The following is a 21935-nucleotide window of genomic DNA, read 5'->3' as shown; positions in this document are numbered from 1 at the left end:
TTCCTAGTCAACCAGGATAAGTTTACGCATGCCCCCTATCTCGGACCTAACCACACACACCGGCTACTGGATGCGCATGGTTTCCAACGCCGTGTCGCAGGAATTCGCCCGCAAGGTCACCACCGAGGGCGTCACAGTGGCGGAATGGTCCTTCATGAGGGCGCTCTATGATGAGGAAGCGGTAGCGCCCTCGGTCCTCGCCGAGAAAATGGGCATGACCAAGGGCGCAATTAGCAAACTTGCCGACAGGCTGCTGGCAAAAGGGCTGGTAGCACGGATAGAGAGCGAACAGGACAAGAGGGCACACAGCCTTTTGCTGAGTGCGGAGGGGCGTGCGAAGGTGCCGGTTCTGGCGTCACTCGCGGACGAGAATGATGCCGAGTACTTCGGCGTTCTGACAATGGACGAGCGGGAGGCGCTCGACCGGACATTGAAGGCTCTCGCTGCAAGGCGCGGGCTAAGGAATATCCCGGCGGACTAACCGCCACGGACATCCCGACCCATGAATCAAAAGGGAGAACCGCCATGGATGCGGAACGGATTTCTATTGCCCAGACCTGCCTCAACGCTGCGCACGACGGCAGCCTCAGCTTCCCTGAAATCGTGGGCAAGCTAATTGCCGTCGGCTTCGAAGGCTATGTGGTGGATTACCGCCGTAACACCCAGATCTTTTATGTGCCTGATGGCGACAGTACTTTGCTGGATATGCAACCTTCGGCAGGAACGGTAGCTGAATCCTTCAACGCGAATAGCGTAGAGGCGCTGGTGCGGTGGGCGCAGGCGAATGACCCCGACTACAGCTACAAGGGTTTCTGCGAGAAGGTGAAGGCGGCAGGCTGTGCAGGCTACTTTGTCTCGTTCCTTGGCCGCCGCGTGGTTTACTTCGGGCGCACCGCCGAAACCCATGTCGAACACTTCCCTAAGTGATCGGCGAAATCTTGTGGCATTATTACAGGTTTCGCAGAACGGGAATTGCGGAATCCGTGCCGGGTACAAACTATGCTGCTTCGGAATAGCTTGAGTCCGCTCCGGGTCATCTGAGGAAATTGGGAACGCCTCGGGAATGTCTGTTGTACCCTTTGTCAGCAGACATTTGGCTTTCTTTGCGAATGTGCAAATGTGAGACCTTCCGTGCCTGGAGCCCAATGCATGCCTTATCCATCAATGGCTTACGTCGAAAATTGTGGGTGTGGCGACGCGTCAACTGGCGATCGTCATGGTTCAGCGAGGCTCTCCGAGAAATCGCAGAGTTCCCGCATCAGCTCGGCGAGCGACCCGATGAACTGTGAGGGATGATCTTGCCGGAAAATGGCCACGTACGGGATCTCAGGCAGCAGCGGCTTCGTCTCGATGACCCTCAGCCTTCCATCGTCAATCAGGTGCTTGAAGCAGAGGCGCGGCACGTGGCTGATGCCGAGCCCAGACACCGTCATGCCAACAACTGCCATCAGGCTGTCGGTGATCAATACGCGTTCGAAAACGAGCCGCTCGGACAGGAGCCACTTGGCCAGGTGAGATCCCGCTCCGGAACGGCCTCCCTGCAGCAGCAGCGGATAAGATACCAGCTCCTGCAGGGGGAGGATCCGATGTTGCCCTGTAAAACCAGGCTTTTCCATCCACCCGAAATCGACATTCGCCAGGTGGACTGTTTTCACGTTAGTTTCGTTGGCTACATCGGGACAGACGATAATGTCTAGCTGGCCGCTCTGAAGGCTCTCGTACAGCGTACGACTGCTTGAAACTTCAAGATCGATTGTGATGCCCGGGAACCTTCCTTGAATTGCGAAGATCAGCTGAGGAAGCCAAGTGATGGCAGTCAGCTCGGTGACGCCGATCCGCACCCGGCGCTGGATCCCCGCACGACTACCGGACTTGATCGCTGCGACCTCGTCCCGAAGCTCGAGCATCTTGCGCGCGATCTCGAGTACCTCCTCCCCACGTTGCGTCAGCTTTGAACCGCGCTGGGACCGATCGAAAAGCGCGAAGCCGACGGTAGCCTCTAGCTCGTTCATGCGTTTCGAAATTGCTGACTGGGTCGTGTTGAGTCTGGCAGCAGCACGTTCGAATGTCCCAAGCTGGGCAATCCAGACGAGTGCTTCAATCTGCCGGAGCGAAAGCATTATTATGCCAAAAAGTGATGGAACGTCATGATTTATTATCTCTTTTTTCAATAACTGGTCAACATTAGCCTGACGTTCGTCAGAGTCCACCTGATGGGGAGACGTAAGATGACGATCGGGCTTGCGGAGCGCGTGATCGCGCTGAAACCTTCAGCGAGCATCGCTGCCAAGCAGAAGGTCCTGGAGCTGCAGGCTGCAGGCAAGACGGTTATCGACCTCACCATCGGCGAACCCGACCTGGATACGCCTGCTCACATCGTCAGTGCAGCCACTTCGGCTGCGGAAGGCGGGGACACGCATTATACCGTCCCCATGGGCACACCCGCTCTCCGCAAGGCGATCATCGAGAAGCTCAGACAAGACAACGCCTTAGACTATACCTTGAACGAGGTGATCGTCGGCGTCGGCGCCAAGCAGCTCATATATGAGGCATTCGCCGCGACCCTGAACGAGGGCGACGAGGTGATTGTCCCTGCACCTTACTGGGTCAGCTACCCTGACATCACCACGATCCACGGCGGCAAGCCCGTCATTGTGCACTGTCCTGAAGGGAACGGTTTCAAGCTCACGTCGGAGTCCTTGAGGACTGCTATTTCGCCTCGGACGAAGTGGCTGGTGCTCAACTCACCGAACAACCCGACGGGCGCGGTTTACTCCCGTGAGGACCTTTCGGCGCTGGCGGAGGTGCTGCGCGGGTCGCCTCACGTGTGGGTCATGACCGACGAGATCTATGAGCACCTCACCTACGAAGGAAAGGCTCTGAGCCTGGGCGAGGTGGCGCCGGACTTGAAGGACCGTCTCCTGATCGTGAACGGTGTTAGCAAAGCCTATGCGATGACGGGCTGGCGCATCGGCTACGCGGCCGGCCCGGCTGTCCTGATCACCGCCATGAACAAGCTGATCGGCCAGAGCACCTCGTGTGCGAGTTCCGTGAGCCAAGCGGCTGCCGCCGCTGCCCTTTCCGGCGATCAGGCCTGCGTGGCAGAGGCTACCGAGACATTCCGGAAGCGCCGCGACCGCATGTTTGAACTGCTGGACGGCACTCCCGGCATGGACCTCCACAAGCCGGAGGGGGCGTTCTACTTCTATCCGTCCGTTGCCGGCCTGATCGGGAAAGTCACGCCCGACGGCAAGGTCCTGGAATCCGACCTTGATGTGTCTCTCTACCTGCTCGAGAGCGCCCATGTGGCTGTCCTCGACGGAAGCGCCTACGGTATGTCTCCCTACCTCCGGATGTCGTTCGGTGGGGCGATGGAAGATATAGAGGCCGGCTGCCGGGCCATCCGCAAGGCCTGCGAGGCGCTCGTCTAGGACACGTGGTTGAACGTGATCCCGAAAATGAGGAAAACGATGTCGACAGTTGCAGCCCATGATGATCTATCTGATGCGTTGTTGTCCGAGTTCCGCACAGCGGCGACGGCGGTGATCAGTGACAATCTTGAGCGCCTGCCGGGCGCGGTCGGCCTGCGTCCGTTCCACCGCATCGCCGGCACAATGGTCGGCCGAGCGCACACCGTCAAAGTCGCGGCAGGCGACAACCTCTTCATCCACAAGGCACTGGATCTAGCTCAACCGGGCGATGTTATCGTGGTGGACGGCGGAGGCGAGACTTCCCGTGCGCTCATCGGAGAAATTATGGTCGCGATCGCTAAGAGCCGGAAGCTCGCTGGCTTCGTGATCGACGGCGCCATCCGCGACAGCGGCACCATAGGTCGTGAAGATTTCCCTGTCTTCGCACGCGCAGCCGTCCACCGGGGGCCATACAAGCACGGTCCGGGCGCGATCGGCGAGTCAGTCTGCATCGGCGGAATGGTCACCAACCTGGGCGACATCGTAGTGGGCGATGCCGATGGGGTGGTCGCGTTCCCGGCGACGGTAGCCAGCGAGCTCCTCCAGGCAGTCCGCGCCCACGAGCGCAAGGAAGAAGAAATGCTTCGGCAAATCGCCGAAGGAACTTATGTTGGAGCCTACGCAAAGGCCTGACTACTGCAGGCGTTCAGCCTGTATAAGCCTAAGTAAGAACATGAGGGAATACAACAATGAAGCTAAAACTCTTCACCATTGCCTTGGCGGCCACGGCGCTATCCGTCGGCACCGCCACTGCCGACCAGTTGGCTGACATCAAGTCCCGCGGCACGCTGATCTGCGGAACGCTGGGAACGGCCGAGCCGTTCAGCTTCGCCAGTCCTAGCACCCGCGAGATTGTCGGCTACGACATCGACCTTTGCAAGGCGATCGCCGATGACATAGGCGTGAAGCTGCAGATGAAACCGATGTCGGTCGAAGCGCGCATTCCTGAGCTCGTCCAGGGACGCGTGGATGTCCTTGCCGGAAACCTCGGGTACACGCCTGAGCGCGCGCAGCAGATCGACTATACCACGGCGTATTTCGTCAGCCTCCAGAAGCTTCTCGTGGAGGCCAACTCCAATTTTTCCAACATCGACGATCTTGCGAAAAGTCGAATCAGCGCACCCAAGGGGTCAAGCTCCGAACGCTATGTGCGCGAGGCTCTTCCGCAGGCAACGCTGCTGACATTCCAGGACCCGCCGTCGGCGTTCATGGCGCTTGCTCAATCGAAGGTCGACGCAATGATCCTGTCCGAGATCAACGCGGAGAAGTTCGTCGCGCAGACTGGTCAGAAGTTCAAGTTCATTGACCAGCCAGTGGCGGAAGAGTTTTGGGGCCTCGGTATCCGCAAGAACGAGCCAGCCCTTCTGGAGCAGGTAAATGCTACGCTGAAGCGCCTCGAGGAGAGCGGCGAAGGCCAGAAGATCTTCGACAAGTGGCTCGGCGAAACGACCGCCTATAAGATGAAGAAACCGTTCAAGTTCGACGAACCTGTCAGCGATCCGGTCCTGCGCCCGGCGCCTTGATCCAGATATCATGAGCTTCAGTTCCCGGCTCTGTGACCGGGGACTGACTGCATCGAGAGGATCGCCATGGGCTATGAGTTCGATTTCTCGGCCGTCCTTACAGACCAGTACATCGACTGGCTCCTGGCGGGTCTTCGAGTCACGCTGCTGCTGGCTGCGGGCGCATGGGTGCTTGCGTTCATCGTAGGCACAGCCTTGGCTGTACTGAGGGCGACGGGTTTCCGCCCCGCCGTCTGGTTCGTTTCCGTCTTCGTCGAGATCCACCAGAACATCCCGCTGCTCGTGCAGATCCTGTTCTGGTACTTCGCCATGCCTGAGATCCTTCCGGAGGCCTGGCGTGAATGGCTGAACCGCAACAACAGCGAATTCATTCTCGCTATGATCGCGATCGCGCTCTGTCACGCCGCCTACATCTCCGAGGCGCTCCGGAGCGGCCTCCGTGCAGTGCCGGTGACGCAGTACGAGGCCGGGCGCTCGTTCGGCTTCAACTACATTCAGACGATGTCGTACATCGTGGTACCGCAAGCTCTCCGTTTGTCGATACCGCCGTTGGTCAATCACTCGCTGCTGCTCTTTAAGAACACTTCAATCGCAATGGCGATTGGCGTCCATGAACTGACCTACCAGACGCGCCAGATCGATAGCGACACCTTCCGTACCTTCGAGATATTCCTGGTCGCAACGGGCCTCTACCTCCTTCTCTCCTTCATCATCATGGCCGTCGGCAACTTTGCTGAACGCCGCCTCAGCATGCAGGTACGGTAACCATGCTGGAGATCATTCAGAACAACTGGATGCTGCTTTTCATTGGCCAGTATCCGAACGGGCCGCTGGGGGGCATCGTCGCGACGCTTCTGATCGCGGTCGCTGGACTGGCGCTGGCATTTCCTGTCGCGGTGCTTCTTGCCGTTGCCCGCATCAGCCCGTTTCGGTGGGTGGGCCTGCCAGCGGCCTTCATCGTCCACGTAGTACGCGGCACTCCCTTCCTGATGGTCCTTTTCTGGAGCTACTTCGCGCTGCCGGTCCTCATCGGACGGCCGCTCAGCGGCTTCTGGACCCTTGTCGGGGCGCTGGTGCTCTACGAGAGTGCCTATCTGGCCGAGGTCATCCGCGCAGGCATCCAGGCGCTGCCGAAGGGGCAGGAGGAGGCAGCTCGCTCGCTGGGCTTCGGCTACTTCCGGACGCTCGCGCTCGTGATTCTGCCGCAGGCGCTCTACAACTCGCTACCCGCGCTCATCGGCCAGTTCGTCTCACTGATCAAGGAGACCTCGCTCGGCTATGTGATCTCGGTCAACGAGTTTACCTATGCGGCCGCCCAGCTGAATAGTCAGCTCCTTGTCCAGCCTGTGGAAGTCTTCACCATCCTCGCCATTACCTATTTCATTATCTGCTTCACGCTCACGCAATCAGCACGCTGGCTTGAACAGCGTATCGCGCACAGCCGCCAAGGCAGTCCCGGAGGGCGCCAGGCGCAACCCCAGACAAGTATTCTGGCTACGGAACCGATGCCATGATCCGCTTCGACAGAGTCAATAAGTGGTACGGGCCACATCTTCAGGTCCTCAACGACATTACCGCCGAGGTAAAAAAGGGTGAGGTGGTCGTCCTCTGCGGCCCCTCCGGGTCGGGTAAGACCACGCTCATCCGCACCATCAACCGCCTGGAGCCAATCAACAGCGGAACAATCACGGTCAACGGACAGGAGACCCATGCCAAAACGGCCAACGTCAACCGCCTGCGCAGGGACATTGGATTCGTCTTTCAGCAGTTTAACCTCTTCCCGCACATGAGCGTGATGGACAACATCACCTTGGCTCCGCGTAAGCTCCGCGGCATGAGCCGCGCCGAGGCCGAAGAAAAGGCGCGAACATTGCTTGCCCGTGTGGGCCTGGAAGACAAGGCCGAATCCTATCCCAGCCAGCTGTCCGGCGGGCAGAGCCAGCGCGTTGCCATCGCACGGTCGCTCGCCATGGATCCGCCGATCATCCTGTTCGACGAGCCAACCTCGGCGCTAGATCCGGAAATGGTCGGGGAGGTGCTGGCCGTCATCAAGGGCCTCGCGCACACGGGCATCACCATGATGTGCGTCACGCACGAGATGGGATTCGCGCGTGAGGTGGCGGACCGTGTCTGGTTTCTCGACAAAGGTGTCCTTCTGGAAGACACGAAGCCAGACGAGTTCTTCTCCAGCCCCAAGCATCCGCGCTCGCAACGTTTCCTCGCTGACCTGCGGCACTAGCCACTCCGATTTGGGCTGCTGGGCGAAAGGCGTTGTGAGTCGGCACACTAAAGGACTCCTCATCGGCTCCGAAGAGGGGGCTGACTAGAATCTGATGACGTCCGGTGCTCGCATGCGGAGGAATCCGCAGGAGAATCACCAGCATGCAGACGATGTTCAGCATCTCGGCGGCGGTCCCGGCGGGGCTCGCTGTCGAAAGCACGATGAAGGAAGGCGTGACAACTCTGCTCAACCAGTTCTGGACGAATCCCCCGCCGGCATGAGCGACACGTCTGGGATCTGCCCTGTGCCGGTCGGTGGTCACGCCAACGGATCGCCGCGAGGTGTTTCCTGTGTGCGGTAGGGCGTAGCGCGCCTCGGATCTTCGCCAAGCGCCTCGTCAATGCGCTGGAGACGCTGGCGCAGTGCACGATGCGGTTGGAAAGCATTGTTCATCATCTTGGTCTCGCGCTCGACGGCCGTTCAAGCTCGGCCCTGGCGAGGTGGTTGATGCTGCCGGTGAGCCGCGACACCATCCTGCGCATGGTCCGGCGTCGTTGGCAGAGCCGATCGGATCCGCTCAGCGTGACAAGATCTCAAGTGTGCATAAGCAGTTCGCCCGCGTCTGAATTCTCAGGCTTCTATGGGATCCACGCCGGGCAGATAACACAAACATATCGCCTTGCTGTTTCGCCCCTCAGGAGACAAGCCCAGCGCAGAGTCAGGCTTCATGGCTTTGCTCGCCTGAGCGGGAATTCTGTGGTTTGTGAGGTGTAAGGAATGCGCATTGTCCGGTAGCAAGGAGAGCATGGGATGAAACAGAGGGCGGAGGGCCGGACGGAGAGCCGCTCGGCCGGTGCCGAACGAGCGGAGTTAATTCTGATCCCTGGCCTACTCAACGATGCCGAGCTCTGGCGCGATCAGGTTAGCGGGCTTTCCGGGATTGCGACGTGCCATATTGCCGACATCACCAAGGGCGGGACCCAAAGGGAACTCGCCCAGAGCGTGCTGGCCGACGCACCGGCGCGCTTTGCGCTCGCCGGGTTCTCCCTAGGGGGGTATGTGGCTCAGGAGATCGCCCGCCTTGCCCCTGGTCGGATCACGCGTCTCGCCCTCCTCGATACGTCCTTTCGCCCCGATACGTCGGAGCGCCTGGCTGGTCGGCATGCACTCAACAAGGCGGCCCTTGCGCCGGGCAGGTTCCACGGTTTCGGCGATCGCCTCCTGACCACCTACCTCGATCCTTCCCATGTCGCGGATGAGCGGATCGTTGCTAGGATCAGGGCCATGACGGAGCGACTCGGCGCGGAGACCTTCGTCCGGCAGAACGGCATCGAACGAAAGGACGGCACCGAGGTCCTTCGGTCCCTGACATGCCCCGTCACAATCCTGTGCGGCGAAAACGATCGGGTGACGCCCCTGGCAGACCACTACGAGATGGCCCGCCTGGTCCCGCAGGCGAAGCTGGTCGTCATTCCCGGGAGCGGGCACATGACCCCGCTCGAGAACCCTAACGCCGTCACTGAGGCGCTTCGGGACTGGCTGCTCGAGCCGAACCAAGATCCGTAGTCAGATTTCCCTCTGCCGAGCGCGCGCAAGGACTTTTTGTTGGAGCTGGTGGGAAAAATCGCGAACGTCCGCTATCATATCCGCGATCATTGAAACGAAAGCGGAGGGGCGGGCGCTCCAGTCCGTGATGCTGCAGGCGTCGGGGTCAGCTCCGGGTCAGGCAGTGAAGTCTATTCACTTTCCGGAACGTCGGCTTACGTGAGGATTGCGGCCCTCGCGCAAAACCTCGCAGGCGTGCCAGGTTCAGACCTTTTGAGAATTCACGAGGTCTGAAGCAATGCAGCTATCCTTCTCCGCCTCGCGAAAGCCCGGTGCCTATATGAGGCGTTCCTGGCTCAGCGACCAAGCGGCGGCTAGTGCAAGTGTTGGCTATAAACCACCCATAGTGAGCTCGAATACATCTAAAGCCCGCCTCGGAACGCAAGGCAGGCTTTCTCAGTGTTGGATGTGCTTTGTTTGCTCTCAGATTACACGCCTACTTTGATAGGTACTCACGCAGAACTGGCGTCAGGAACACCTTCCAGACATAGCCACCGGTGCTTCCTTTCGGGCCAGTGGAGAACTTGTGGTGCAGGATACTGCTCATCCTCCAAACAGCCCGCCGACACGGAAAGCGCGTCTTTCAAGGCTTCGGCCCGCATGAACACGACTGATCCGCACGTGGTGCAGAAATGTTGCTCGAGCCATTGTCCGGATGAGCCGCTTCGCCGCCAGGATCGCGTCTCCCCCTTTTGGCTGAGGATGGCTGCATCCGGATAGATCGCCCGGTACGAGAACGCCGATCCGGTGCAGCGCTGGCACTCAAGGCAACTGCATGCATAGACGCGCCGGGGCTCGCCTGCGAGGACGAGTTCGACGCTCCGGCAGGAACAGGCCGCCACTCGTGTCTGTCCTGCGTCATACATTGGCGAGTTCCGCGGGCGGAGCGACGGTGTGGCCCTTCCGGAACAACGGGGCCAGCGCGGCAAGATCGCTCTCCGGGCCTCCTTGAGAGAGCCCCTGACGGAAAAACCTATCCATAGCCTGGGGGAGAGACGCGTCAAGGCCTTGCTCGTCACAGGATTCGAGCAGATGCTGAAAGGCGCTGTAGTGGGCGCCCAGCGACGCCAGGGTGGTTTCGTCACCGGAAAAGCGCTGAGCTCTGGTCCGATCGATCAGATCGTAGAGCGCAGCATCGACGACCGGCTTGAAAGCGGTAAATTGGTTCCGGAATGTCTCAAGATGGAGGTTCTCCGCCTCAGCGACAGCCATGCCTTGAAGGGCGCCGAAGAGCCCACCCCACATCTGGGTCAGCAGAGCGGTATCGAGCGCGGAGGCCTGGCCCGGAACGTCCCCGACATAGGTCGTGCCGCCACCGAGAGCGGACAGCAGGCTCCTGTGCGCCTCGAACACCTTTCGAGGCCCTGAATAGAGTAGTGCCGCCTCGGGCTTGCCGATAAAGTCGGGTGTCGCCATGATCGCGCCATCCAAGTAGAAGGCCCCATGCGCTTCCACCCAGGCGGCCTCCCCCCTCGCTAGGCGCGGCGAACCCGAGGTGAGCTGCACGACCGTCTTGCCAGGCAAAACTGAGGTGGCACTATCGTGCTTCAGCAATGTCGCGCTGGCAGTATAGTCCAGGACGTTGATGATGACGACGTCAGCCGCCTGGATTCCGTCCGCCACAGAGGGGGCTATCTGCGCGCCCTGCGACGCCAGCGGCTCACACTTGGCCGGGGTGCGGTTCCACACCCATGTCTCATAGCCGTGGCTCAGAAAAGTCCTAGTAATAGACGAGCCCATCCGGCCCGCGCCAAGAACGCAGACTGCCGTTTTCATGGCAATTTCTCCGATTGTTGAAGATCGCTTCGACAGAAACAGTTTCGGTTTGGCCGGCCGGGTTCGAAGATATATGTTCCTAGATTGTTTGGAAGTACGCACCTTCAGGTAAGCTACCCTAGGCTTAGACAGGAGCTATCGCATGCGGAGCGAGGAGCCAGATAGCTGCGGTTTTGGAACCGCTCTCCAGGTGATCGGCGGCAAGTGGAAAATCTCACTGCTGTGGGAATTGCATCTGCGGCCGCACCGGTTCGCGGAGTTGCGCCGCCTCTTGCCTGGCGTCAGCGAGAAGGTGCTCACCCAACAGTTACGCCAGATGGAGGCGGATGGCTTAATCGCTCGTCATGACTTCGGCGAAGTGCCTCCGCGGGTTGAGTATTCCATTACGCAGTTGGGCCTGAGCCTGAACGAAGCGGTAACCGCGATGTCGAAATGGGGGAAACAGCACGAAGCCTGGAAGTCGCATCGGAGCGCGGCTGCCTGAGGAACAAGAAGGGAGGGACTGAGTGCCCCGGTTCACTGAAGGTCAGCGTTGGGTCAGGCAATGAAATTCCCTGCGTTTTCGAAGTGTCCGCTTTGGTGAGGATTGCGGCCGTCGAGCTTAGGTCGCGGGTGTGCCAGCTGCGGACCTAAAATGTCCAGATTCTCACCGCAGCGATACCGCCCGGAGGGTTATCCCGATGCACAAGACATAAACGGCATAAGCCATCATCCATACCGTCGAGGCATCTGCGTTTGGGCTTCATCGTTTCGTAGCAATCTTCGATCCGATCCCTCCGCCGGTGCGAAGCTCTCGCGATGCGCCGAGGCAGGCTCGGCCTTCGTTGCCGTGAAGCCGATATGGATAAAGAGTGCGACCGAGATCACAGTCACGAGTTCACCGCCGAGCAAAAGAGGCAAGCCCAAACTCATATATCCGAAGACGACCAGCGTGAGACCCGCCATCATTGCGGGGAGGCCGATGACGGCGGTCCAGAAATGGATCCACGGAAGCCGGGTTGCGGCAACGTGCGGAAAGTGGCGATAAAATAGCGCGTAGAGGAAAAAGCCGACCCAGCCGAGCAGGTTCACATGCACATGCACGGGCCTGATCGTGAAGTCCTGCGACAGAGACATGAATATGCCCATGGCGACGCCCGTTCCAAGAAACAAGAGAGCCGTCCGGAGAAAGAGATTCGACAGATTGGCCACAGCTTCTGATCCTTTTGATACAATTTAGCACTGGCGAGACGTGGCCACGGTTGTGAGATCGACCGCGGCCCATGGCCGAGACGTCATGCAGTTCCGGACCCGGCACCGGAATGCGCCCCGCCTCTGATGAATGTTATTACGCTGCAAATGGCGACAGGACCTCCGGCTCCTGATCGAGAGCCTGCGAGGTCGTCGCAGATGTGAGCACCGTTAGTTCGGCTCCACACGCGGCGCAGGTGCCGATCGAAGGGACTGCAATCAGCTCCGTGGTCCTGCATGCCTCGCATCCGCACAGCGCCGGAAATAGCGTCTCGGAGTCTCGTTCCGCGGCTCTTCTCAAGGCCTCGCTGGTTTGTTCGACACAATCGGACATGGTCTTCCCTCCAAATATCTCGTCCGGCAATGCGCTTGACGACCTGCCTCTTCGGCGGTGCGGCGGTTGTAACGAACGTTTTTTCCGTGGCTCTTGTCGGAAGTTGTCTATAATTTCCGGAAGTTGCCCGACCATTTTCCGGGAGCCCACGGCCAGGCTGGGTGATGCTGGACAATAGGAAACAGATTGCAGCCGTGATCAGGGACTACATCGCGCGGGAACGCATGTCGCGCGAGCAGTTCGCGTTTAAGACGAAGTTGGGCAAGTCGACGGTCGATAAGTTGCTGACAGGTCACTTCTCGGACAAGACGCTGTCGATCGTCGAAAGCCAGACACAGCTTTCCCTGCGGTCCATGAGCGGTGGATCAATCCGGCTACCGGCCGGCACGGCCCGTCAGCCGTCCAAGACCGTAGATTTGAAGCCCCTCGACAAGCCGTCCATCGCCGTTTTGCCCTTCGTCCACATGGGGATAGATCCTGAGGAGGATTTTCTCGCCGATGGCATCACCGAGGACATCATTACGGCTCTCGCACGTCTGCGGTGGCTGTTCGTAATCGCCCGGAACTCCACCTTCGTCTACAAGGGCAAGGCCGTGGACGTCCGACAGGTCGCCCATGATCTGGGGATTCGGTATGTTCTGGAGGGCAGAGTCCGAACCGCCGGAACGCGCATTCGCGTCACCGGCCAGCTCATCGACGCGACTACGGGCAAGCATATCTGGGCCGAGAAATATGACCGCGAGATGCAGGACATCTTCGCCGTACAGGACGACATCGCTGAGCGGGTCGTCGCTGCGGTCGAGCCGCACCTTTATGCCGAGGAAGGATTTCGAGCCTCGACGCAGCAGCCGGACAGCATTGATGCTTGGGGCCTCGTAGTCCAGGCCATGACCCTCCTCAACAAGGTAGAGCGGACGCAGAACGAAAAAGCACAGTTGCTCTTGCGGCGTGCCATCGGTTTGGAGCCAGGCTATGCAAGAGCCCATGCCCTCCTGAGCTGGGCGATCTGGTGGGCCTCTATGTGCCTGTGGACGCCCGACGTGGACGCCGGCTACGAGCAAGCCGCCATTCACGCGCAGGACGCTCTGGCCTTCGATCCCGGCGAGCCCTGGGCCAGGATGGTGTCTGGGCTGTGCCTCAGCACGGCTGGTCAGCATCAGCGGGCGCTGGCGGAGCTCGGAAGCGCCCTGACGCTCAACCCGAGCTTCGCGCTCGGTCATACGGCGCTCGGCTGGGCGCTCCTGAGAGCAGGCCGGTTTGAAGAGGCGATCGTCGAGACCGAGTGGGCCCTGCGCATGAGCCCGCTCGATAGTTTCTCCGGATTCTACACGACCACCCACGGTCTTGCCCTTCTGGCGGCGCGTCGCTTCGAGGAGGCGCTCCCCTTTCTGAGAGTGTCCGTTTCCGGCTTCACGGACTACACTGGGCCATTCAACACTTTGATCAGCTGCTGCGGCCACTTGGGATTGATAGAAGAGGCCACGGAACTGCTAGCCGTTCGAAACGGGATGGGTGGGGCGCCTCTGAGCCTGAGTCTGGTCCGCAGGCATATGCATAGGTTTGCACACTGCGACACCTTCGTTGAGGGTCTTCGCAAGGCGGGTGTCCCTGAAGAGGCACCATGAACCTCGTACCAGCAAATAGCTCCATCGTTTGAGTATCCTGTCTTCTTACAAGAAATCGGCAACTCCTGACCCCGGCTGAAAGTCTGCCCCTGTCATGCAGTGACGATCCCCTGCCCTCCCGGAATGTCCGCTGTTCCTTGCGAGATCAGACCCGCGGCGGACTTCCGCGAAGTGCCAGAAGCGGGTATTTGCTCCAGTCCATATGCTGGCACGGTGCTTGTCAAATCGGACCCATTGCATTGTCTCATTTGAACTGGCTTGCGAACTTAGTCGGCTCTGCCAACGGCCATAGCAGCATCCGCATGATCGTCGTGGTTTGTTGCGATCAGCTCGAAGGAGCGCAGCCGCGCTGAATGATCGTAGATATCCGAGACAACGATCAGCTCGTCGGCTCCGGTCTCCGCAGCGAGAGCATCGATGCCCTCTCGAACAGTCTGAGGAGAGCCGATGACCGATCGGGCGAGCATCCGCATCGCCTGGGCCTTTTCCGCCGGTGACCAGTAGCTCTCGATGTCATCGATCGGGGGGCGGCTCAGCCCACGGGCCCCGCGAAGGAGATCGGCGAAGGACATCTGCTGCGTGGTCGCCAACCGGTGTGCCTCCTTGTCCGTATCGGCAGCGATGATATTGACCCCCACCATTGCATAGGGTTGGTCAAGCTGGTCGGAGGGCTTGAAGCGGTTGCGGTAGACTCGGAGTGCGGGCAAAAGCTGGTCAGGAGCGAAATGCGACGCGAATGCGTAGGGCAGGCCAAGCTCGGCTGCGAGTATCGCGCCGAAGGTGCTCGAACCGAGGATCCACAGCGGCACCTCCGTTCCGGCAGCCGGGACGGCCTGGATGCGCTGGTCCGGCTCGCCCGGGGCGAAGTAAGCCTGCAACTCCAGCACGTCCTGCGGGAAATACTCGGCGGCCTCAGGGGAGCGGCGCAGGGCCCGGAGAGTGAACTGATCGGTGCCGGGCGCGCGGCCGAGCCCGAGATCAATGCGGCCCGGAAACAGGCGCTCCAGGGTACCGAACTGCTCTGCGATCACGAGTGGGGAATGGTTTGGAAGCATGATCCCGCCGGCCCCAACCCGAATAGTTTGGGTGCCCGCGGCAATGTGAGCAATCACAAGGGACGTGGCGGCGCTCGCGATGCCCGGCATGTTGTGGTGCTCAGCCACCCAGATGCGGTGGTACCTCCAACCTTCCGCATGACGGGCTAGATCGCGGGCATTGTCGAGTGCGCCACGGGCATCTGTGCCTTCAGTGATGCGAACAAGGTCGAGGATCGACAGCGCTACCATTGTGTACTCCGAGTCATGCTCTCCGAACAGCGAGCAAAGGACGCTTCCTATAAACCGTTTCGGCAATGACTGGGTCGCTTGCCAGAGGTGAACTCGCACTCTTGGTTGGAGCGGTGATGTCCCCCGCCAATATCGATGGTCAGGCAAGGGGACAAGGTGGCTCTGCCGAAGAAGCGGTGCAACATCTCTGCGACTACACCGTTAGCCAATCTCCGTCACAATAGCAGAGGAACCAATGCCGAATAGGTCGGTTGAAGAACGGCTCACCCAGTTGGAGGAAAGCAGCCAGAAGCAGGAGGAGTGCCTGGAGGAGATCTACGGCCGGATCGATCACCTGGAGTGCGCCTTCGTTGAAGCTGTCGGTCTTCTTTATCGCGAGACGAAGGTTGCCGCCTAGGAGATTATGTCGGCATTGCAATGCGAGGAAGATGAATTCCAGATTCAGGGCGAGCGTCCTGGCCTCGTCATTCATTTTGCCCGGATTGCCGGAGCCTGAACCGAGCAGAAGAAGGCCCTAGGCAACCTCAGCCGCGATGGAGATTGACCGAGCGTCCTGCCCCTGCGGCTGGGCTCGGTGCTACTTGCCCCGAATCTGCCACCCGGACAGGGCTAGGTTTGGGGATCTGACCCCGTCTGACCGATCATCGGGTCGGCTAGTCGCCGACTGCCGACGATCTCTCACGCGACGAGGATCGCCTGCCGCCCTTGCGGCTGTCTTGCCGCCGCTCTCGCCCGATGAACTGCCGAGCGCCCTCGTCACCGCCTCCCCTGCGGCTCCAATGGCTGCCGCTGCGACCTTCAGCGAAGCCGCCACGATCTAGCTCCATTGGATTAGCCTCGGCCGTATAACGAGGAGCGGTTCACCAAGAATCGTTCAAACGCCGTCGCTTTCCCGGTTAAATTAACCTGCTGTGTGTCCGCTGGTACTGCAAGTACGGGACCAGCTACCGCAATCTCGCTGAGATGATGCAGGAGCGCGGTGTCAGCGTCGCCCCAGGCACCATCTTCCGGTAGGTCCAGCGTTACGCCCCTGAGATCGCGAAGCGGGTGCGTAAGTACCAGGGATCCCGTTCCGGATCATGGCACGTGGATGAAACCTACGTGCGGGTAGGCGGAGGATGGAAGTATCTGTTCTGTGCCGTTGACAAGCATGGTCAACAGGTCGGCGGAATACCAGAGCAGCCTACCGCTTCCTGCTCACAAGCATTGAGGACGATGAGCGACTATCCACCCTGGTCAATTACGACCGACGTAATGGCATCTTATCCGAGGGCGATCCGGCGCTTACGGAGGAAAGGCCTGCTGTCGAGAGAAGTTGACCACCGGACATCAAAGTACCTCAACAACATCATCGGGGCGGACCACAGGGCGCTCAAGCGTGTCATCCAGCTGACGCGCGGTTTCTAGAGGATGAAAACAGCCTCTCCCATCCTCAAGGGCTGCGAAACGATGCGCATGATCCGCCGCGGCCACTGCACTCTGACACAGCCCGGCGCGATAGGCGACGTCCGTCTTGTGAGCCAGCTCTTCGCTCTTGCCGCCTTTACGACCAGTTCGACTGGGTTTGTTGTGCCTGTTCCAAATTAATGGAGCAAAGCCATCGTACTTTACAAGCACAGCGACATTGCGGCTACAGGGAGTAGTGTCCAGGTCGTAGCGACGAGCGCCACACCGGCCAGTGTCAGGCTGACGCTCCGGGCAAACCCAGAAGGCGAGGCGAACCGCGGTGAGCGGAGGGCGAGCAGAAGCATAGCCTGGAGCGCGACAGCCAGGGCCCACGCGGCCAGAAGTATCCCGCGACCCGCGGCAAGGCTCAATCCTGCTTCGGCCCAACGATGGGAGCAGACAAGGCCCTCGAGCCCGTAGACCGCGCTGAAAGCGGCGAGCCAGACCGTCAGCGGGACAGAGATGCGGAGGATGTCCTTCACGTCAGAACTCCTGGCACCCAAGCCACACCAAGCCCGAGCAGCGCCACGGCCGCGGTGTAGTCGGTCCAGAGTTGCACGATCCGCGCCTCGCCGACGCGGCGACCTGCGACATATCCCGCTGCCGCGCGAAGGGTGAGGAAGGTGATCATTCCGCCCACCAGGCCCGCATGAAATAGGACGTAGCCGCCGATCACCCAGATTGTGGCGCTATAGGCATGGGCATCAAATGATGTCCCGAGAAGTAGAGTTCCCGCTGCCATACCTGTCCCGACGGCGCCGACTACACTGAGAAGGAGGCCTAACCAGGGGCCGCTCCCGCAGCGCAGCTTCCAGCGCGCGAGCCGTATCCCCGCCATCGACAGGGCAGTGCCCCCGAGCACGAGAGCCGGGCCGACAAGGCCGGGCTCCAGATACTTGGGCGGCGGCCAGTTGGGCGCGACCGTCCACAGGAATGCATAACCGAACAGCAAGGATCCGAAGAGCGTTGCATTGGCGAGGAGCAGGAACAGCGATCCCCACCACCCTGGCGGATCCGCAACCTCGGAAGCAAGCGGCAGGGTGAGGCCACGTCCCACCTCCAGTGGACCCTCATCGCGATTGGAGCCCAGGCTCCACACCCATCTAACGACCATTGCAGCAACTCCCAGAGCGGCAAGCGGCACAAGCCAGTAGAGCTTCAGGAGCATGCCAACGAAGATGCCGCCCGTGATGAAGGCCATGAGAATGGGCAACGCCGTGTTGCTGGGAAAGATGACGACGTATGCTGGCCTGCCGCTCGCAACCTCTAGGGTGAGGGTCTCGCGGCGCCCCCGGGACGGGTCGCCCAGGTAGCCTTCCCCGCGGACGAGGCAGACCGGCAGGTCCGGATCATCATAGAGCGGATTGCGCGATTCGATCAGGGGAAGGCTTGCGAAGTTGTAGGCCGGCGGCGGTGTCGGCATGGCCCATTCGAGAGTGCCGGCATGCCACGGATCGCGAGAGCCGCGGATGGCAACGGCCGCGTTGAGCGCCACGTCCACGATCACCAGAGCGAAACCAACCGCTGTGACGAAGCCGCCGACGGAGGCAACCAGGTTGATGACTTCCCATCCCTGCCCTTCATCGTAGGTATGGATGCGGCGACGCTGGCCCAGGAGCCCCACCCAGTGGACGGCGAGGAAGGTGACATGGAAGCCGATTGTAATCAGCCAGAAGGCGGTCTCGCCAAGCTTGAAGAAGCGCTTTCGTCCGGTGGCGTGTGGCATCCAATAGTAAAGCGCTGCCAGCATCGGGAATACGAAGCCCCCGACGAGGACATAATGGAGGTGCGCGACGATGAAGTGTGTGTCATGCACCTGCCAGTCGAAGGGCACCACGGCCACCATGACGCCAGTGAGCCCGCCGATGACGAAGGTGGCGAAGAAGGCCAGGATCCACATCATCGGAAGTTTGAGCTGCGGGCTCCCTTTCCAGATCGTCCCGATCCATGCGAAAATCTGGACTCCTGTGGGCACCGCGACCAAGGTCGAGGCCGCAGAGAAGAAGGCGAGGCCCATATGCGGGATGCCTGTGGTGAACATGTGGTGGACCCATAGCCCGAAGCTGAGGACGCCCAGCGTCACCGCCGCGGCCACAATCCAGCCGTAACCCAGCAGCGTTGTGCGCGCCATCACCGGCAGGATCATTGAGACCACTCCGGCGGCGGGCAGAAAGATGATATAGACCTCCGGGTGGCCGAAGAGCCAGAAAAGGTGCTGCCACAGCAGGCTGTCGCCCCCGTGCTCAACCTGAAAGAAGGGCATTCCGAAGGCACGCTCGAGTTCGAGCAGGATCGAGCCCAGGATAAGCGGCGGGAAGCCCGTCAGGATCATCACTGCGGTGACGAGAGCATACCAGGCAAAGATCGGCATCCGGGGCAGTGACATGCCCGGCGCACGATAGCGCAACACCGTCACGGTGATCTCAACGGAGGCGCAGATCGCGGAGATTTCCACGAAGGTGATGCCGAGGAGCCAAAAGTCTGTGTTGATACCGGGGCTCGCGATACGGGAGGAGAGCGGCGGGTACATGAACCAGCCGCTGTCGGGCGCGATGCCCGCAAGAAGCGAGACGATCAGGAGCGAGCCGCCGAAGACGTAGCACCAGAAACCATAGGCGGTGAGGCGCGGGAATGCCAAGTCGCGCGTTCCCAGGATCTTGGGCAGCAGATACACCGCGAGCCCTTCGAAGAGAGGGATCGCGAACAGGAACATCATGATGGTCCCGTGCATCGTGAAGATTTGGTTGTAAATGTCCGGTCCGACGAAGGCCGAGCGCGGGGTGGCGAGTTGAGCGCGGATCAGCATCGCCAGAATTCCGCCGATCACGAAGAAGAACACCGCCACGAACAGGAACATCCGCCCGAGGTCGGTGTGGTTCACCGTGGTGAACCAGCCTTTCCAGCCGGGGTCTGACGCCCAGATCCGCGTCAGTGCGCGATGGCGGCGCAGCGCATTCATCGCTCGCCTCCCGCCAGGAAGGCAATCCAGCCGGCCTCATCATGGGCGCGAACGGTGAAGACGTGGTCCTTGTAGCCAGGACCGTTGTATTCCGAGCTCACGCCCGCGTAGTCGCCAGGCGCCCAAGCCTCGATCCGCAAGACGTTCACATGGCCCGGGATCGCGTCGAGTTTGCCTGCGAGCTGCGGCACCCAGAAGCTGTGGATCACGTCGACGGTGGTGACCTGCACGTCCACCGGCCGCCCGGCCGGGATGTGAAGCACGCCCTCAGTCACATGACCAGGGGCGTCGGCATAGCTAAAGGACCACGCCCACTGCCGCCCTTCGGCGCGGACGGTCACTACCTCCGGTCCCGGCCGAGGGAGGAGCCGCTCGCCCACGACGAGACCGTAAGTCAGGAGCGTGGCCAGGACCGTAACTGAGAAACCGATGCCGAGACCCACGATCCAAACCTTCTCCCGTGTCTCGTCCGCCTGGGCAGAGGCTGGCGCCGGCCCGCGACTGAATGCCAGCACGAGAAGCGTCATCACGAAAAGAAAGATCACCGTGGCACCGGCCAACATCACCCACCACAGGGTGGCGATCAGGTCGGCTGCCGGTCCAGCCGGGTGGACCGTCGAGAGTCGCGACTCGCAACCAGCGAGGACGACGAACGTTGTGGCCCCGATACTCCAGCGAGGGAAACAGCCGTAATGACGCAGGAAATGGTGCAGAACGGGCGTGATGGACTCATCGACCCGATTGAGCAGCTTCCGGGTTACACCGAGACCGAGTCGAAGATCGGCATCTGGGGCCACCCGCTCCACGCGATGACCGTAGCCTTTCCCGTAGCGCTGACGTTCTGCACGTTCGGGGCAGATGGACTCTATTGGCTGTCTGGCGACATGTTTTGGGCACGTGCCGGCGTCTGGGCTGCAGGCACAGCTTTTCTGTTCGGACTCGCGGCGGCTGCGACGGGAACCATGGAGCTCCTGATGGTCCCTGGCATCCGTATACGCGTGCCCTCCTGGACCCATGCCGTTATCGCGGTGCTCCTGCTGTCGCTGCTCGGAGCCAACTGGGGCTACCGGCTGTATGGCTATGAGGCGGCAGTGCTGCCCTATGGCCTCCTTCTGTCTGGGTTCAACGTCCTGATGGTCTCGGCAACAGGGTGGCATGGGGGCAAGCTTGTCTTTGACTATCGCCTGGGGACATCGAAGGGGAGCTGAACTCCCCGAGGTTCCTCGAGCCAGTCCGGGATCGGGATCCTGCTCAAATCCGGTTTGGCGAGGACAAGTGTGAGAATGGCGAGGATCGGGACCATCAGCAGCAGCGTGGGCACCAGCGGCTCGGGCGGCGTGTGAGAGCCCTCGGTCTCGGCGACGGCGACGATGATGTAGCTGACCCAGGCATGGAAGGACACGAGCAGCGCCACGAAAACCAACTTGGCGAACATCCACAGGACGAAAACCTCGCGCAGGAAGATGAGCAGCGTCCCCGATGCGATGGCGATCACGGCGGCCGGGGTAATGACGAAGGTGTAGCCGAAATGTGTGGCGCGCCGGATCCGGGCGTAGTCCGCTTGGCCGATGGCCGGGTCGTGCCGCGCCAGCATGAGCGGCAGGGCGAAGAGTCCCGCGCACCAGAGGCTGAGCATCGCAATGTGAAGCGCCTTCAGATAAGGAATAGTCGGGTTCAGCCAAGGGATCATGCCAGGCGCCCGTCCATTGCCCGCCAGCCGCGTCGCGCCACCATTGCTCCCCAAGCTAGATAGGGCAGACCCGCCGGCACCCACATGATAAGGCCGCCGAGCTGCTGGTCATTGAGGGGCGAAAAGCCCCAGTCGAACGGCGCCACGGCGTGGATCGCGTAGAGGGAGGCGGGCGCAAACGTAAGGAGCGCACCCAGGAACGCCATCTGCATGTAGCCGCCGAGGATCATGAGAAGAGCGTAGCCCCCGTTCTGGCGCGGTTGGAGGATGGTGCGCCAAAAGACGATTGCGGTCACGATGAGCGAGAGCTGCATGATCCAGTAGGCCGGGACCCAAGACAGGGCGAGATCGTACGCTGAGGGAAGGTGCCATGCCCAAAGCACCGCCGTTGAAATCAGGAAGGGCGCTGCTGCCGGCCGTGGCTCGCGCGCGGGCCATGCCGATGCGATCAGCGGAGCCGCGACCGCGACCAGCAAGACGTGGTGGACGACACGAGCCGAGAAAAGCGATGCGGAGAGTGCGCAAAGAGGCGACACGAACGCCAACGCCAGCGCCGCCACGCCCAATGCGCCTGACCGACTCCGGCCGACAGAAAAAGCTAAGATGCCGAGCGCCAGCAGGAGAATCGGGTCGAGGTTCCAGCGCAGCCAGATCTCCGCCGGAGCCGGAGCGGGGCCGCAATAAATCTGATTCCAATCTTCCGGGCTCATCCCTCCGTCCTCATCGCTCCCCCGCTGTCGTCGCCTCCCGTCAAGATCCTGATCGGCCGC

General features: G+C 60.9%; 24 protein-coding genes. 14 read left to right on the top strand and 10 right to left on the bottom strand.

Annotated features, from left to right (window positions below):
* The first annotated feature begins 76 nt into the window (after positions 1-76).
* Both ACFOYU_RS04645 and ACFOYU_RS04640 read left to right on the top strand, forming a co-directional pair.
* Positions 77-481, top strand: a complete 405-nt coding sequence (locus ACFOYU_RS04645) for a MarR family winged helix-turn-helix transcriptional regulator (protein WP_377032621.1) — start codon at positions 77-79, stop codon at positions 479-481.
* Between the two features lie 44 nt (positions 482-525).
* The gene (locus ACFOYU_RS04640; RefSeq protein ID WP_377032620.1) at positions 526-927 is read left to right on the top strand and encodes a DUF1398 domain-containing protein; all 402 of its coding nucleotides are present in this window, start codon (positions 526-528) and stop codon (positions 925-927) included.
* Between the two features lie 287 nt (positions 928-1214).
* On the opposite strand, the gene ACFOYU_RS04635 is transcribed toward ACFOYU_RS04640, so the two are convergent.
* Positions 1215-2120 carry a LysR family transcriptional regulator gene (locus ACFOYU_RS04635; protein WP_377032619.1) on the bottom strand — a complete coding sequence of 302 codons (906 nt, stop codon included), beginning with the start codon at positions 2118-2120 and terminating at the stop codon, positions 1215-1217.
* A 108-nt stretch (positions 2121-2228) separates the two neighbouring features.
* On the opposite strand from ACFOYU_RS04635, the gene ACFOYU_RS04630 reads away from it, so the two are divergent.
* The 7 genes from ACFOYU_RS04630 to ACFOYU_RS04600 all read left to right on the top strand — a co-directional run bounded on the left by ACFOYU_RS04630 (position 2229) and on the right by ACFOYU_RS04600 (position 8780).
* A complete protein-coding gene (locus ACFOYU_RS04630; protein WP_377032618.1) occupies positions 2229-3431 on the top strand; it encodes an aminotransferase class I/II-fold pyridoxal phosphate-dependent enzyme in 1203 nt (400 codons plus the stop codon).
* Positions 3432-3470: 39 nt separating this feature from the next.
* Positions 3471-4103 carry an RraA family protein gene (locus ACFOYU_RS04625; protein ID WP_377032660.1) on the top strand — a complete coding sequence of 211 codons (633 nt, stop codon included), beginning with the start codon at positions 3471-3473 and terminating at the stop codon, positions 4101-4103.
* Positions 4104-4159: 56 nt separating this feature from the next.
* On the top strand, positions 4160-4993 hold the full coding sequence (locus tag ACFOYU_RS04620; protein ID WP_377032617.1) for an ABC transporter substrate-binding protein: 834 nt from the start codon (positions 4160-4162) through the stop codon (positions 4991-4993).
* Between the two features lie 66 nt (positions 4994-5059).
* Complete coding sequence (locus tag ACFOYU_RS04615; protein WP_377032616.1) at positions 5060-5758, top strand: amino acid ABC transporter permease; 699 nt, start codon at positions 5060-5062, stop codon at positions 5756-5758.
* Positions 5759-5760: 2 nt separating this feature from the next.
* Complete coding sequence (locus tag ACFOYU_RS04610) at positions 5761-6507, top strand: amino acid ABC transporter permease (protein WP_377032615.1); 747 nt, start codon at positions 5761-5763, stop codon at positions 6505-6507.
* Complete coding sequence (locus ACFOYU_RS04605; RefSeq protein ID WP_377032614.1) at positions 6504-7232, top strand: amino acid ABC transporter ATP-binding protein; 729 nt, start codon at positions 6504-6506, stop codon at positions 7230-7232. The genes ACFOYU_RS04610 and ACFOYU_RS04605 overlap by 4 nt, the downstream gene beginning before the upstream one ends.
* A gap of 792 nt (positions 7233-8024) precedes the next feature.
* Positions 8025-8780, top strand: a complete 756-nt coding sequence (locus ACFOYU_RS04600; RefSeq protein WP_377032613.1) for an alpha/beta fold hydrolase — start codon at positions 8025-8027, stop codon at positions 8778-8780.
* Positions 8781-9271: 491 nt separating this feature from the next.
* On the opposite strand, the gene ACFOYU_RS04595 is transcribed toward ACFOYU_RS04600, so the two are convergent.
* Together ACFOYU_RS04595 and ACFOYU_RS04590 are read right to left on the bottom strand one after the other, a co-directional pair.
* Positions 9272-9685: a GFA family protein gene (locus tag ACFOYU_RS04595; protein ID WP_377032612.1), complete on the bottom strand. Its 414-nt coding sequence runs from the start codon at positions 9683-9685 to the stop codon at positions 9272-9274.
* Entirely contained in the window at positions 9678-10697 is a 1020-nt protein-coding gene (locus ACFOYU_RS04590; protein ID WP_377032611.1) for an NAD(P)-dependent oxidoreductase, read from the bottom strand. The genes ACFOYU_RS04595 and ACFOYU_RS04590 overlap by 8 nt, the downstream gene beginning before the upstream one ends.
* A 40-nt stretch (positions 10698-10737) precedes the next feature.
* Here ACFOYU_RS04590 and ACFOYU_RS04585 point away from each other — a divergent pair, with 40 nt between their 5' ends.
* Entirely contained in the window at positions 10738-11079 is a 342-nt protein-coding gene (locus ACFOYU_RS04585) for a winged helix-turn-helix transcriptional regulator (protein ID WP_377032610.1), read from the top strand.
* A 224-nt stretch (positions 11080-11303) separates the two neighbouring features.
* On the opposite strand, the gene ACFOYU_RS04580 is transcribed toward ACFOYU_RS04585, so the two are convergent.
* Positions 11304-11786 carry a hypothetical protein gene (locus ACFOYU_RS04580; protein WP_377032609.1) on the bottom strand — a complete coding sequence of 161 codons (483 nt, stop codon included), beginning with the start codon at positions 11784-11786 and terminating at the stop codon, positions 11304-11306.
* A gap of 537 nt (positions 11787-12323) precedes the next feature.
* Between ACFOYU_RS04580 and ACFOYU_RS04575 the strand changes: the two genes are divergently transcribed.
* Positions 12324-13784, top strand: coding sequence for a tetratricopeptide repeat protein (locus tag ACFOYU_RS04575; RefSeq protein ID WP_377032608.1), 1461 nt, complete (start codon positions 12324-12326; stop codon positions 13782-13784).
* Between the two features lie 266 nt (positions 13785-14050).
* On the opposite strand, the gene ACFOYU_RS04570 is transcribed toward ACFOYU_RS04575, so the two are convergent.
* On the bottom strand, positions 14051-15070 hold the full coding sequence (locus ACFOYU_RS04570) for an LLM class flavin-dependent oxidoreductase (RefSeq protein WP_377032607.1): 1020 nt from the start codon (positions 15068-15070) through the stop codon (positions 14051-14053).
* Between the two features lie 235 nt (positions 15071-15305).
* Here ACFOYU_RS04570 and ACFOYU_RS04565 point away from each other — a divergent pair, with 235 nt between their 5' ends.
* Together ACFOYU_RS04565 and ACFOYU_RS04560 are read left to right on the top strand one after the other, a co-directional pair.
* Entirely contained in the window at positions 15306-15467 is a 162-nt protein-coding gene (locus tag ACFOYU_RS04565) for a hypothetical protein (RefSeq protein WP_377032606.1), read from the top strand.
* A gap of 650 nt (positions 15468-16117) precedes the next feature.
* The gene (locus ACFOYU_RS04560) at positions 16118-16477 is read left to right on the top strand and encodes a DDE-type integrase/transposase/recombinase (RefSeq protein ID WP_377032605.1); all 360 of its coding nucleotides are present in this window, start codon (positions 16118-16120) and stop codon (positions 16475-16477) included.
* Positions 16478-16677: 200 nt separating this feature from the next.
* On the opposite strand, the gene ACFOYU_RS04555 is transcribed toward ACFOYU_RS04560, so the two are convergent.
* Genes ACFOYU_RS04555 through ACFOYU_RS04545 form a run of 3 tightly spaced genes read right to left on the bottom strand, consistent with a single transcriptional unit; the run spans position 16678 to position 20038 of the window.
* Entirely contained in the window at positions 16678-16998 is a 321-nt protein-coding gene (locus ACFOYU_RS04555) for a hypothetical protein (RefSeq protein WP_377032604.1), read from the bottom strand.
* Complete coding sequence (gene ctaD / locus ACFOYU_RS04550) at positions 16995-19475, bottom strand: cytochrome c oxidase subunit I (RefSeq protein WP_377032603.1); 2481 nt, start codon at positions 19473-19475, stop codon at positions 16995-16997. Before ctaD ends, ACFOYU_RS04555 begins: the two co-directional genes overlap by 4 nt.
* Positions 19472-20038: a cytochrome B gene (locus tag ACFOYU_RS04545; protein ID WP_377032602.1), complete on the bottom strand. Its 567-nt coding sequence runs from the start codon at positions 20036-20038 to the stop codon at positions 19472-19474. Before ACFOYU_RS04545 ends, ctaD begins: the two co-directional genes overlap by 4 nt.
* Positions 20039-20167: 129 nt before the next feature.
* Here ACFOYU_RS04545 and ACFOYU_RS04540 point away from each other — a divergent pair, with 129 nt between their 5' ends.
* A complete protein-coding gene (locus ACFOYU_RS04540; RefSeq protein WP_377032601.1) occupies positions 20168-20683 on the top strand; it encodes a DUF2231 domain-containing protein in 516 nt (171 codons plus the stop codon).
* On the opposite strand, the gene ACFOYU_RS04535 is transcribed toward ACFOYU_RS04540, so the two are convergent.
* Together ACFOYU_RS04535 and ACFOYU_RS04530 are read right to left on the bottom strand one after the other, a co-directional pair.
* A complete protein-coding gene (locus tag ACFOYU_RS04535) occupies positions 20653-21165 on the bottom strand; it encodes a CopD family protein (protein WP_226742562.1) in 513 nt (170 codons plus the stop codon). The two genes, ACFOYU_RS04540 and ACFOYU_RS04535, sit on opposite strands and share 31 nt — an antisense overlap.
* The gene (locus ACFOYU_RS04530; protein ID WP_377032600.1) at positions 21162-21875 is read right to left on the bottom strand and encodes a cytochrome c oxidase assembly protein; all 714 of its coding nucleotides are present in this window, start codon (positions 21873-21875) and stop codon (positions 21162-21164) included. Before ACFOYU_RS04530 ends, ACFOYU_RS04535 begins: the two co-directional genes overlap by 4 nt.
* Positions 21876-21935 lie beyond the last annotated feature (60 nt).

This window comes from Microvirga sp. GCM10011540 (genome assembly GCF_042650665.1).
Classification (GTDB): Bacteria; Pseudomonadota; Alphaproteobacteria; order Rhizobiales; family Beijerinckiaceae; genus Microvirga; species Microvirga lenta.
The sequence above is the reverse complement of the archived record's forward strand: the minus strand, read 5'-3'. Positions and strand labels throughout refer to the sequence as shown.